We start from the raw sequence: 12,091 nt of genomic DNA on the forward strand, positions 1-12,091 counted from the left end.
CACCCACGGACCGCGTCTTCCTCACCCAAGGAACCTCACCGATGGCACCCATCCATCCGTTCCGTCGCGCCCTCACGGGCGTGATCGGCACTGCGCTCATCGCGCTTCCCCTCGTCGCACTCGGCGCTACCCCTGCGCAGGCGGAGACGCCCGGCGTCGCCGCGAGCTGCGCAGGCCTCACGGTCAAGCCGAACGGCTACGCCGCCAAGGGCGAGCTGCGGATCGTCGTCGACGGCGAGGTGCAGACCGACGGCGACGAGACCGGCTGGACCACCTTCAAGGGCAGCTTCCCCGGCGTCTACGCCTTCGAGCCGGACGCCGTGCACCGGTACACCGTCGAGATCAACTCCTTCGGAGACGGCTCGAACGGCCGAGCGTTCGAGCCCGGTACCGGTGGTGACGTCCGCGTCACCGGCAGCACCACGCCCTGCTCGCCCGTCGTCGTCACAGGAGCGGGGTCGAACTGCACGAGCTCGTCGGGTGCCGGCAAGCAGTCGGTGTCGCTCGAGTTCACAGGCCTCCGTCGAAGCATCACCTACGTCAGCGAAGTCCTCGACGCGAACGGGGAGGTCGTGAAGCACTTCCAGTTCCGCACCGCTCCCGTCGTCGAGCACCGCTTCACCGGACTCACCGCGGGCGCCACGTACCTCGCGCGCGTGACCGACCAGTCGAACCCGGTGCTGTCCGGAGCCGCCGTCGTCCGGATCGGCGACTGCGCCACGACCCCGACCATGTCCGTCCGGTTCTCCCCGTGCTCGGTCGACGATGCTGCCGCGTCGCTGGCGGCAGATCTGACCGGCCTCGTCCCAGGGCGCGACTACCGCGTCGGGATCGAGGTCGGCTCGGGCTCGCCGCGCGAACGCGAGCTGCATCCGACCGGTTCCACAGCGACCGTCGCCTTCGGCGGACTCGTCCGGGGCAGCCGCGCCGTGGTGACGGCGGCGGACTCGGACGCGCCGCGCTCCGTGCGTCTTCCCGTCGCAGTGCCCGGCTGCGACACGACGGGCGGGAGCCGGCCGGCCGCCGGTGACCCGTCTCCCGGAACGACTGCTCCGCCGACGGGCGGCAGCGCTGGTGCGGGGCAGCCGGGTGTTCCGATCCCGTCCGCTGGTGCTGGTGGGCCGGGCGTGCCGGTTCCGTCTGCAGGTGTCGGACAGCCGAGTGCTCCGGGCCGCCCGTCCCGGCCGATCGGGACGAATCCCCATCCGAGCGGATCGACGACGCCGGGTACCGCTTCGCAGAACGCGACAGGCGGGTCGTCGGCAGCTGCAGGAGCACCGGGCTCGTCCGTGTCGCGAGGTGACGGGCCCGCGTCGGCGACCGAAGCGATCGCAGAGGCCGGTCCCGGTGATCTCGAAACCGGTACCGTGAGCGGCGGATCCTCCGCCGGTGGCCCGGTCGCCGCGATCGGGGACCGGCAGGTCGCTCGAGTGCCGGCGCCCCTGATCGCGCTCTGCATCTCGCTCGTCGTGGCGCTCGGGCTCGGGACAGCCGGTCTCGTCCGGCACCGCCGTGCGGGTCGGCCGGCGACGCGGGCGACGGGTGTCTCCGGTCGGTAGCCTCGCCGTGTGACGGGGAACGACGGCAAGGTCCGGGTGGCGCTCGTGTTCGGCGGGCGCTCGAGCGAGCACAGCATCTCCTGCGCGACCGCGGGAGGCGTGCTCGGCGCGATCGACCGCGAGCGCTACGAGGTCGTGCCGGTCGGCGTCACGCGCGACGGCGCGTTCGTGCTCGAGCGGGACGACCCGGAGGCGTTCGCGCTGGACCCGGACGACCTGCCCGAGGTGCGGGACGACGGCTCCCGCGTGCTCTGGCCGGACTCGACGACGACGCGGGAGCTGCGCGTCCGTCGCGCCGACGGCACCGAGGAGTCCCTCGGGGACATCGACGTCGCCTTCCCGATCCTGCACGGGCCGTGGGGCGAGGACGGCACTGTCCAGGGCCTGTTCGAGCTGATCGGGCTGCCCTACGTCGGCAACGGCGTGCTCGCCTCCGCCGTCGGCATGGACAAGCACTTCACGAAGACCGTGCTGCAGGCGGCCGGCGTGCCCGTCGCGCCCTGGGTCACGCTGACCCCCGCCGACCGCGCCGGCGACGGCGCCTTCCTCCGCCGCCGGGTCGCGGGCCTCGGCTACCCGGTGTTCGTGAAGCCGGCCCGCGCCGGCTCGTCGGTCGGCGTCTCGAAGGTGGAGGGACCGGAGGACCTCGACCGTGCCCTCGACGTCGCGTTCGCGGAGGACTCCCGCGTGCTCGTCGAGCGCACCGTGCACGGCCGCGAGCTCGAGATCGGCATGCTCGGCAGCCGCACCGGCGGCGCCCCCCGCACCTCCGCGGTCGGCGAGGTCGTCGTCTCCGGCCGAGAGTTCTACGACTTCGACGCCAAGTACCTCGACGCGCCGGGCGTCGACCTGATCTGCCCCGCCCGCCTCGGCGACGGCGAGCAGATGGACCTGGAGCGCACCGCGATCCGCGCCTTCGAGGCGATCGACGGCCGCGGCCTCGCCCGCGTCGACGTCTTCCTCACCGAGGAGGGCTTCGTGGTCAACGAGATCAACACGATGCCGGGCTTCACGCCGATCTCGATGTTCCCGCGGTGCTGGCAGGAGTCCGGCCTGTCCTACCCGGACCTGATCGCGGAGCTCATCGAGCTCGCTCGATGAGGCGGGCGGCGCTGCTGCCCGTCCTGCTGCTGGCCCTGCCGCTCGCCGCCTGCGCGCCGACCGTGTCCCTGCGGCCCGCACCGGAGGCGACGAGCGCGCGCTGCGCCGGGGTGGTCGTGCGGCTGCCGGACGCGATCGACGGCGCGGCCCGCCGCACCACGGACGCGCAGGGGACCGCCGCGTGGGGGCTGCCCGCCGGCGTGACGCTGACCTGCGGCGTGCAGACGCCGCAGGTCGCCACGACGAAGTGCGCCACGGTCGCCGGCATCGACTGGCTGATCGAGACGAAGAAGATCGACGGCGTCGAGCGGCAGGTCGCGACCACCTACGGGCGCAGCCCGGGGACCCGCCTGGTGATCGACTCGACCCAGGTGCCCGCCGACGCGGCGCTGCGCGCGGTCGCCGAGCCGATCACGGCCGCCACCCGCGCGACCGGCGTCCGGTGCCTCTCCATCTCGGAGACGCAGCGATGACCGACGACCTCGCGACGGCCGGGGAGCGGGCCGCTCTGGCCCGGATCCTGCCCCGCTTCGCGCGGGCGGAGGCGCTGCTCGGGCCGGGCGACGACGCGGCGATGCTCGCGGCGCCCGACGGCCGCGTGCTGCTCAGCACCGACGCGATGGTCGACGGGCCCGACTTCCGCCGCGCCTGGTCCACGCCGTTCGAACTCGGCTGGAAGGCCGTCGCGACGAACCTCGCGGACATCGCCGCCATGGGCGCGCGGCCGACCGGCCTCCTCGTGGCCCTGGCCGCGCCGGGCACGACGCCGGTCGCCGACCTCGAGGGCATCGCCGACGGCATGGCCGCCGCGTGCGAGCGGCTGGCGCCGGGCGTCGGCGTCGTCGGCGGCGACCTCACCCGCTCGCCCGTGCTGTCGCTCGCCCTCACGGTGACCGGCTCGGCGGACGGCCGCGACCCGGTGCTCCGCTCCGGCGCCCGCCCCGGCCACACGATCGCCTACTCGGGCCGGCTCGGGCTCGCGGCGGCGGGTCTGCGCCTGCTGTTCGCGACGGGGGAGGAGGACCCGGCGGCGATCGCGGCCCTCCGCCGGGCCCGCGCCGGCGTGCTCGCGGAGCAGCTCGCACCGCGTCCGCCGATCGGCGACGGGGTGCTCGCGGCCGAAGCGGGAGCGACGGCCATGCTCGACGTCTCCGACGGGCTGCTGCTCGACGCGACGCGGATCGCGGAGGCCAGCGGCGTCGTGCTCGACCTCGATCGGGCGGCGCTCGAGCGCGAGGCGGAGGGGGTCCTCGCGGTCTCGGACCCCGACGGCCTGCCGGCCCGGGTGCCGGCGCTCACCGCGCACGAGGCGCTCGGCCTGGTGCTCGGCGGCGGCGAGGACCACGGCCTGCTCGCCTGCTTCCCGGGAGCGGTGCCGGAGTCGTTCCGCGTGCTCGGCGTCGTCCGCGCGGGCGGTGCCGGGGTGCGGCTGGACGGCGAGCCCGTCGACCCCTCCGGCTGGGACTCCTTCACCGCCTCCTGACCCGCGCGCCGCTCAGGACGCGGCGGGGACCAGGAGGTGCACCGCGGTGTCGCCCTTGCTGCGGGTGCGCACCAGCTCGAGCCCGGGCGGCAGCGCGGGGTCGCCCGAGCGGGACGAGCGCTCGAGCAGCACGACCGCGTCGTCGGTGAGCAGCGGCAGCAGCGCGGCGAGGTCGCCGAGGACCTGCTCGTCGGAGATCGAGTACGGCGGATCGAGGAACGCGAGCCCGATGCCCGGAGCGGCCGTCGCCAGCCACGTGCTGACGGCGTGCTGCACGACGCTGGCGTCGAGCGGTCCGGGCGCCGCCCTGCGCATGCGCCCGACGTTGTCGCGGATCACCTTCGCGGCGCGCGGCGCCTTCTCCACGAGGACGACGGAGGCGGCACCGCGGCTCAGCGCCTCGAGACCCAGCGCGCCGGAGCCCGCGTAGAGGTCGACGGCCGCCGCGCCCTCGATCGCGTCGCGCGCCTCCAGCATCGAGAAGATCGCCTCGCGCGTGCGGTCGCTCGTGGGGCGCGTGCCGTCGGGCGGCACGGCGAGCTGCAGCGAGCCGGCCCACCCGGCGACGATCCTCGGCATCCGGCAAGCCTCCCGCATCCGGACGACGGGCGTCTGCGGCCCGTGCCGGGCGGCCGCCGACGGCCGGATCAGGCCGGAGCCGCCGCTCGGAGGCGCGATGCACGCAGGCGGCGGAGCCCGCGCTCCCGCGGTGTCGGCGCGGGTTCGTACGATGGGGCGCATGGCGGGGCCGCTCGATCAGCGTCTCGCTGCCGTCGTGGGCGACCGCACCGCCAAGCTCCTCGAGAAGCAGCTCGAGATCCGCACGGTCGGCGACCTGCTCTCGCACTACCCGCGCCGCTACGTGAAGCGCGGGGAGCTCAGCCGCCTCGACGCCCTGCCGCTCGAGACCGACGTGACGATCGTCGCGGAGGTGCTGCGGGCCACGAGCCGCGGGCTTCGCGCGCGCCGCGGCACGATGCAGGGGGTGCTGATCTCCGACGGCACCGGCACGCTCTCCCTCGTCTTCTTCAACCAGCCCTTCCTGACCGACGACAAGAACGCGAACGCGCTCGTGCCCGGTCGGCGCGGCCTGTTCAGCGGCCGGGTGAAGCTCTACAACGGCATGCGGCAGCTCGCGCACCCGCAGCACCAGATGTTCACGGAAGAGGGCCAGGAGCCGCCCGACCCCGAGGTGGACCCGGAGGGGGCGAAGCGGTGGGAGGAGATCCCGCTGCCGATCTACCCGGCGACCGCGGCGCTCACCACCTGGAAGATCGAGAAGGCGGTGGAGCTCGCGCTCGCGAGCATCGGCGGCCTCGAGGACCCGATGCCGCTCGAGGTGTGCCGCATCGCGCACCTGATGGGCTACGAGGCAGCGCTGCAGCGGATCCACCGCCCCGCGCACGACGGCGACTGGGTGCAGGCCAAGCGCACCTTGCGCTTCCACGAGGCGTTCCTGCTGCAGACCGCCCTGCTGCAGCGCCGCGCGGTCCGCGCCATGTTCGCGGCGACGGAGCGCCGGCCCGCGCCCGGCGGCCACCTCGAGCGCTTCGACGCGGGGCTGCCGTTCGAGCTGACCGACGACCAGAAGGCCGTCGGCGCGGAGATCCTGGCCGACCTCGCCGGCGAGGCGCCGATGCACCGGCTGCTGCAGGGCGAGGTCGCCTCCGGCAAGACGCTCGTCGCGCTGCGGGCGATGCTCGCGGTCGCGGAGTCGGGCGGCCAGTCCGCGCTGCTCGCCCCCACCGAGGTGCTCGCCGCGCAGCACCTCCGCTCGATCGCGAAGATCCTCGGCCCCGACCTCTCCGCGGAGCTGATGCCGACGCTCGTCACCGGGCAGATGGGCATCGCCGCGCGGCGCAAGGCCGCGCTGCAGATCATCACCGGCCGGGCGAAGATCGTCGTGGGCACGCACGCCCTGCTGTCGGACACCACGGAGTTCGAGGACCTGGGCCTCGTCGTCGTCGACGAGCAGCACCGCTTCGGCGTCGAGCAGCGCGAGATCCTGCGCCGCAAGGGCAGCGCACCGCACACGCTCGTGATGACCGCGACGCCGATCCCGCGCACGGTCGCCATGACGGTCTTCGGCGACCTCGAGACCTCCACGATCCGCGGCCTGCCCGCGGGGCGCGCGCCGATCACCTCCCACGTCGTGCCGCTCGCCGAGAAGCCGCGCTGGCTGCCGAACGTGTGGCGACGGGCGGGGGAGGAGATCGAGCAGGGCCGGCAGGGCTACGTCATCTGCCCCGCGATCGGCGCGGACGACGACGAGGGCGACCTGCTCGCGGGCGAGGACGGCGCGGTGCCGCGCGCGACGGTCACCGGCGTGCTCGCCGACCTGCGCACGCAGCCGGCGCTCGCGGGCCGCCGCATCGAGGCGCTCACCGGGCGGATGTCGGGGGAGGAGAAGGACGCCGTGATGACGGCCTTCGCCGATGGCCGCATCGACCTGCTCGTCGCGACCACGGTCGTCGAGGTCGGCGTCGACGTCGCCAACGCGACGTTCATGGTGGTGCTCGACGCCGACCGGTTCGGCGTCTCGCAGCTGCACCAGCTGCGCGGCCGCGTCGGCCGAGGCGGGCTGCCCGGGCTCTGCCTCCTGGTGACCCACGCGGAGGCGGGCACGCCGGCGCTCGAGCGCGTGGAGGCGGTCGCGGCCACCACCGACGGCTTCGCGCTCGCGCAGACGGACCTCGAGCTGCGCCGCGAGGGCGACGTGCTCGGCGCGAGCCAGTCCGGCGGCCGGTCGCAGCTGAAGCTGCTGCGCGTGACCCGCGACGGCGAGCTGATCGAGCTCGCGCGCGACACCGCGGCGGCGATCCTCGCGGAGGACCCCGCCCTCGACGCCTACCCCGTGCTGCGCGCCGCGATCGAGCGCTCCAGCGACGAGGAGTCGCGGGCGTTCCTCGACAAGAGCTGACGCGCGCCGCAGGCACGTCATCCCTCGGAAACGCGGCATCCGCCAGGATGGGCGGGTGCGGATCGCGGTCGTCCCAGGCTCGTTCGACCCGGTGACCCTCGGTCACCTGGACGTGATCGGCCGCGCTGCGCGGCTGTTCGACCGCCTGCACGTGCTCGTGACGCACAACCCCGGCAAGTCCGCTCTGCTCGCGGTCGACGAGCGGGTGCGCCTGGTGCGCGAGGCGCTCGCGGAGGCGGGCGTCGACGGCGTCGAGGTCGACTCCTGGTCGCAGGGGCTGCTCGTCGACTACTGCCGTCACGTCGGCGCCGAGGCGATCGTGAAGGGGCTGCGGAGCGCGACGGACGCCGCCTACGAGACGCCGATGGCGCTCGTGAACCGCGACCTCGCCGGCGTGGAGACGCTGTTCCTGGTGGCCCAGCCCGCGACGAGCCACGTCTCGAGCTCGCTCGTGCGGCAGGTCGCCGCACTCGGCGGCGACGTGTCGCCGTACGTGCCGCGCGTCGTCGCGGCCGCGCTGCAGCCGCAGGGGCCGTCCCGTGGCTGAGGTCGTCGCGGTCTGCGTCGTGCACCAGCTGCTTCCGGAGCGCAGCATCGGCGTCACCGCCATCGACAAGCGCCCGGTCGAGCGACCGCTGCGGATCCGCGCGCTCGGCGTGCACGGCGACGTGCAGGCCGACCGCAAGTACCACGGCGGCGCGGACCAGGCCGTCTACGCCTACGCGGAGGAGGACGCCGCGTGGTTCGCGCAGGACCTCGGCCGCGAGATCCCGCCCGGGTTGTTCGGCGAGAACCTGCGGACCCGAGGCGTCGACGTCACCGGCGCCGTGATCGGCGAGCGCTGGCGGATCGGCGAGAAGGTCGTGCTCGAGGTGACCAGCCCGCGGACGCCCTGCGGGGTGTTCGAGCGCCGGATGGGCGTGAAGGGCTGGCAGCGGCGCTTCGACGAGCACGGTGCGCCGGGCGTCTACTTCCGCGTGATCCGCGCGGGCGACGTGCAGGCCGGCGACGCGATCGAGGTCGTCGACCGTCCGGCGCACGGCGTGACCATCGGCCGCTGGTTCACGGAGCAGGCCCCGGCCGACGCCCGCGCTCTGCTGGCAGCCGAGGCGAGCGGCGCGGTCCGCCTGCAGGACGACGTGCACCGGAAGATCGAGAAGGCGCTCGCCCGCGCCTGACCGTCCGTCCGGCGGGGCGGTGCGGCACCCGGCTCCGTCGGGTGCCGCACCCCGGCGGGGTCAGCCGAGCAGCCGCAGCCGGCGGGTGAGGCGCTCGATCGCCTTGCGCGGGCCGAGCAGCCCGAGGGCGATCTCCCGCAGCTCGGCGGTCGGCGTGCCGGCCAGGGCTGCCAGGTACTCGTCGTAGACCCGCGACTCCTGGGCGGCGGCGGGCATGCCGATCACGAGCACGCCCTCCTCCTCCGCGGCGCGCGTCCGCAGCGCGACGAGCCGCTCGGCGTCGCCGGCGAGCAGGCTGCAGCCCGCCCAGGGCAGTCCCGGGTGCACGGCGCCGTCCGCGTCGGCCCCGTCCGTGCCGAGCAGGCCCGGCACGCGCGCTCCGAACGCCGCCGCGATGCAGGCGACCGCGTTGGCGCGCCGCCCCTCCGGCTGCTGGTCGTCCACGACCACCACCCACTTCAGTCGCGCGTCCCGCGTCGGTGCGCTCTGGTCGACCTCGCCCGGCTCGAACCCGATCGTGCTCATCCGTACCTCCTCCATCTCGCGGGCCGACGATAGGAGCAGGACGCGGCCCGGCGGATGCTCCGCCGTACGACGTACGGGTGCTGTGCTGGAATGCCGTCCGTGGACGAACTGGATACGGCGATCCTGGCCGAGCTGCAGCGCGACGCACGGCAGACGAACCGCGCGGTCGCGGCCGCGGTCGGCATCGCCCCGACGACCGCCCTCGACCGGGTCCGCGGACTGATCCGCCGCGGCGTGATCCGCGGCGCGAGGCTCGAGGTCGACCTCGCCGCGATCGGTCGCGGCGTGCAGGCGCTGATCGCCGTCCGCATCCGGCCGCCGAGCCGGGCGAACATCGACGGGTTCCGCACCTGGGCCATCGAGCTGCCGGAGGTGGTCGGGGTCTTCGTCGTCGCGGGGGCGGAGGACTTCCTGCTCCACGTCGCCGTGGCGGACAACGAGGCGCTCTACGCCTTCGTGATCGACCGGCTGACCGAACGGCCCGAGGTCGCCGACGTGCGCACGAGCGTGGTCTACGAGCACGTCCGGGCCGCCGTCGTGCGCCCGGAACCCTCCGGGTCCGCCGGGGACCGACCGCGTCGGCCCACCGCCTCCTCAGACGGGCCGATCATCGGGAAATGAGAGGATGAACAGGTGTCCGCCCTCCAGATCGGCTACGCCGCGATGCTCGAGCAGTTCCACCCCACGGAGGCGGTGGCGCTGTCGGCCTACGCGGAGTCGAAGGGCTTCACCGGCGTCATGGCCGCGGACCACTTCCAGCCGTGGGTGCCGGCGCAGGGGCAGAGCGCGTTCGTCTGGAACGTGCTGAGCGCCCTCGGGGAACGGACCACCGGCGACTTCGGGCCGGGCGTGACGGCGCCGAGCTTCCGCTGGCACCCGGCGATGGTCGCCCAGGCGTCCGCGACGCTGGCCGCGATGTACCCGGGGCGGCACTGGCTCGGCCTCGGCTCGGGGGAGGCGCTCAACGAGCACGTCGTCGGCGGCTACTGGCCCGAGGCGCCCGAGCGGATCAACCGCATGTTCGAGGCGATCGAGATCATCGACAAGCTGTTCACCGCCTCCCTCGCGGGCAAGGACGTGAAGTTCCAGGGCCAGTTCTTCAAGCTCGAGTCCACACGGCTGTGGACGATGGACGAGCGCCCGCCGATCCTCGTGGCGACCGCGGGCCCGGTCACGGCCAAGCGGGCGGGTCGCGCGGTCGACGGCCTGATCACCGTGGGTGCGCCGCTCGAGAAGATCTCCGGCCTGTTCGAGCGCTTCGACGCCGGGCAGCGGGAGGCGGGCAAGGACCCGTCGAAGGCGCCGAAGGTGCTGCAGGTCCACCTGTCCTGGGCGCCCACCGACGAGGAGGCCCTCGCCAACGCCATGCACGAGTGGCCGAACGGCGGCATGAAGTTCCCCAAGGGCGACATCCGCAGCCCGTTCGAGTTCGAGCAGATGGCGCGCATGGTGCGTCCGGAGGACTTCGAGGGGCGGATGGTGGTCTCCGCCGACCCCGACGAGCACCTGCGGGCCCTGCAGCGGTACGCCGACCTCGGCTTCGACCGCATCTACCTCCACAACGTCGGCCGGAACCAGCGCGAGTGGATCGACGTCTTCTCGCGCGACGTCCTGCCGAAGCTGCATCGATGAGCGTCGCGGAGATCCGCTGCTGGGCGCCGGACGGCGTGCCCGAGATCCACGCGGGCGACGACCTCGCCGCGATCCTGGTCACGGCGACCGGGCGCCTCGAGGCAGGGGACGTCGTCGTGGTGTCGAGCAAGGTGGTGTCGAAGGCGGAGGGTCGGCAGGTCGTCGCGGACGACCGCGAGCAGGCGATCACCGACGAGACCGTGCGGGTCGTCGCGGTGCGCGAGCAGCCGGGCGGCGGCGTCACCCGGATCGTCGAGAACCGTCTCGGCATCGTCGGCGCGGCCGCCGGGGTGGACTCCAGCAACGTCGAGCCCGGCACGGTGCTGCTGCTGCCGGTCGACCCCGACGAGTCCGCGGCGCGTCTCCGGACCGCGCTGATCGCGGTGACGGGGGCACCGGTCGGCGTGGTGGTCTCGGACACGCTCGGCAGACCGTGGCGGCGAGGCCAGACGGACGTGGCGATCGGTGCGGCGGGCATCCGGGTCGTGGACGACCTGCGCGGCCTGCCCGACGCGAACGGGCGCACCATGGGTGTGACGGTGGTCGCCGTCGCCGACGAGATCGCCGCCCTGGCGGATCTGGTGAAGGGCAAGGCCGAGAACAGGCCCGTCGCCGTGGTGCGGGGGCTGGGGGAGCACGTGCTGGACGTGGACGGACCGGGAGCGCGCTCGATCGTGCGCCTCGGGAACGAGGACATGTTCCGGCAGGGCAGCGCCGAGGCGTACGCCGAGGGCTACCGGAACGGTTACGCGGAGGGGTCGCAGGAGACGAGCGGCTCGTCCGACGACGAGGTCGACGGAGGTGCCTGGTGATCGACTGGGTGGTGCTGGTGCCCATCAAGCGGTTCAGCGACGGGAAGCGGCGGCTGGGGGACCGGCCGGAGCGGCCCGCGCTCGCGGAGGCGTTCGCGCGGGACACGCTCGACGCGGTCGCGGCGTCGCAGCACGTGCGCATGCTGCTCGTCGTCACGGACGACCCGCAGCTGGTCGACGACCTGGGCCTGCCCGTCGCGGTGACGGTGGTCACGCAGCAGGCGCCGGGACTGAACAACGCCATCGCCACGGGACTGCGCGTCGCGAACGACCGCTGGCCGGAGTTCGGGCAGGCGGTGCTCACGGGTGACCTGCCGGCGCTCACGCCGGAGGACCTCGAACGCACGCTCGAGATCGCGGAGGAGATCCCTCTCGGGGTCGTCGCCGACGCCCCGGGCACCGGCACCGTGCTGCTCACGGGGCAGCCGGGCATGCCGCTGCTCCCTGCGTTCGGCGTCGGATCGGCGATGCGGCACCGTGACCTCGGGCACCGGCTGATCCGCGGCACCGAGCGGCTGCGCCGTGACGTGGACACCCCGGAGGACCTCGAGATCGCGATGCGCCTCGGGGTGGGCCGGCACACGAGCGCGGTCCTCGCGTCGATGCAGCTGCAGGCCGGCTTCGGTGCCGTGCCCGTTCCCGCACGAGGCACGCTCCGTCGGGGGCCGTACCGACCGGGCAAGGCGACCGAGGCGACCGGTCCCGGTACCGCCACGACCTGATCGCCGCTGATCCTCCGACGGAGCCGCGCCCACCCGAGCCGATCGGGAGGACGCGGCTCGTCGCGTTCAGGGGGAGACCCGGGTGCGACACGCCCGAGGTGGCGGTGGTGTTTGCGGTGGGGTGGGGGTCCACGTAATGTTCCTTCTCGCCCCCAGACG

At 74.3% G+C, this 12,091-nt stretch carries 13 protein-coding genes; 11 read left to right on the plus strand and 2 right to left on the minus strand.

Features of this window, described 5'->3' with window-relative positions:
* The first annotated feature begins 41 nt into the window (after window positions 1–41).
* The 4 genes from ABEA53_RS16775 to thiL are packed head-to-tail and all read left to right on the plus strand — an operon-like array spanning window position 42 to window position 4,143.
* A complete protein-coding gene (locus ABEA53_RS16775) occupies window positions 42–1,559 on the plus strand; it encodes a hypothetical protein (RefSeq protein ID WP_345482463.1) in 1,518 nt (505 codons plus the stop codon).
* A gap of 9 nt (window positions 1,560–1,568) precedes the next feature.
* A complete protein-coding gene (locus tag ABEA53_RS16780) occupies window positions 1,569–2,660 on the plus strand; it encodes a D-alanine--D-alanine ligase family protein (RefSeq protein ID WP_345482464.1) in 1,092 nt (363 codons plus the stop codon).
* Window positions 2,657–3,133, plus strand: a complete 477-nt coding sequence (locus tag ABEA53_RS16785; protein ID WP_345482465.1) for a DUF3515 family protein — start codon at window positions 2,657–2,659, stop codon at window positions 3,131–3,133. The genes ABEA53_RS16780 and ABEA53_RS16785 overlap by 4 nt, the downstream gene beginning before the upstream one ends.
* Complete coding sequence (gene thiL, locus ABEA53_RS16790) at window positions 3,130–4,143, plus strand: thiamine-phosphate kinase (RefSeq protein ID WP_345482466.1); 1,014 nt, start codon at window positions 3,130–3,132, stop codon at window positions 4,141–4,143. Before ABEA53_RS16785 ends, thiL begins: the two co-directional genes overlap by 4 nt.
* Before the next feature lie 12 nt (window positions 4,144–4,155).
* Here the strand turns inward: thiL and ABEA53_RS16795 are convergent, their stop codons facing one another.
* A complete protein-coding gene (locus tag ABEA53_RS16795; RefSeq protein WP_345482467.1) occupies window positions 4,156–4,722 on the minus strand; it encodes an RsmD family RNA methyltransferase in 567 nt (188 codons plus the stop codon).
* A 160-nt stretch (window positions 4,723–4,882) separates the two neighbouring features.
* On the opposite strand from ABEA53_RS16795, the gene ABEA53_RS16800 reads away from it, so the two are divergent.
* Genes ABEA53_RS16800 through ABEA53_RS16810 form a run of 3 tightly spaced genes read left to right on the plus strand, consistent with a single transcriptional unit; the run spans window position 4,883 to window position 8,241 of the window.
* Window positions 4,883–7,063, plus strand: coding sequence for an ATP-dependent DNA helicase RecG (locus ABEA53_RS16800; protein ID WP_345482468.1), 2,181 nt, complete (start codon window positions 4,883–4,885; stop codon window positions 7,061–7,063).
* Between the two features lie 55 nt (window positions 7,064–7,118).
* A complete protein-coding gene (gene coaD / locus ABEA53_RS16805) occupies window positions 7,119–7,610 on the plus strand; it encodes a pantetheine-phosphate adenylyltransferase (protein ID WP_345482469.1) in 492 nt (163 codons plus the stop codon).
* Window positions 7,603–8,241 (plus strand): MOSC domain-containing protein, encoded by a 639-nt coding sequence (locus ABEA53_RS16810; RefSeq protein WP_345482470.1) that lies wholly within the window; start codon window positions 7,603–7,605, stop codon window positions 8,239–8,241. The genes coaD and ABEA53_RS16810 overlap by 8 nt, the downstream gene beginning before the upstream one ends.
* Window positions 8,242–8,301: 60 nt before the next feature.
* Here ABEA53_RS16810 and ABEA53_RS16815 read toward each other — a convergent pair whose 3' ends face one another.
* The gene (locus tag ABEA53_RS16815; protein WP_345482471.1) at window positions 8,302–8,766 is read right to left on the minus strand and encodes a DUF2000 domain-containing protein; all 465 of its coding nucleotides are present in this window, start codon (window positions 8,764–8,766) and stop codon (window positions 8,302–8,304) included.
* A gap of 99 nt (window positions 8,767–8,865) precedes the next feature.
* Between ABEA53_RS16815 and ABEA53_RS16820 the strand changes: the two genes are divergently transcribed.
* Genes ABEA53_RS16820 through cofC form a run of 4 tightly spaced genes read left to right on the plus strand, consistent with a single transcriptional unit; the run spans window position 8,866 to window position 11,932 of the window.
* Window positions 8,866–9,387, plus strand: a complete 522-nt coding sequence (locus tag ABEA53_RS16820) for an Lrp/AsnC family transcriptional regulator (RefSeq protein WP_345482472.1) — start codon at window positions 8,866–8,868, stop codon at window positions 9,385–9,387.
* A gap of 42 nt (window positions 9,388–9,429) precedes the next feature.
* Window positions 9,430–10,398, plus strand: a complete 969-nt coding sequence (locus tag ABEA53_RS16825; RefSeq protein ID WP_345482478.1) for a TIGR03557 family F420-dependent LLM class oxidoreductase — start codon at window positions 9,430–9,432, stop codon at window positions 10,396–10,398.
* Entirely contained in the window at window positions 10,395–11,210 is an 816-nt protein-coding gene (gene cofE, locus ABEA53_RS16830) for a coenzyme F420-0:L-glutamate ligase (RefSeq protein WP_345482473.1), read from the plus strand. Before ABEA53_RS16825 ends, cofE begins: the two co-directional genes overlap by 4 nt.
* A complete protein-coding gene (gene cofC / locus ABEA53_RS16835) occupies window positions 11,207–11,932 on the plus strand; it encodes a 2-phospho-L-lactate guanylyltransferase (RefSeq protein WP_345482474.1) in 726 nt (241 codons plus the stop codon). Before cofE ends, cofC begins: the two co-directional genes overlap by 4 nt.
* The last annotated feature ends 159 nt before the right edge of the window (window positions 11,933–12,091 follow it).

It is taken from the genome of Amnibacterium soli (assembly GCF_039544415.1).
Lineage (GTDB): Bacteria > Actinomycetota > Actinomycetes > Actinomycetales > Microbacteriaceae > Amnibacterium > Amnibacterium soli.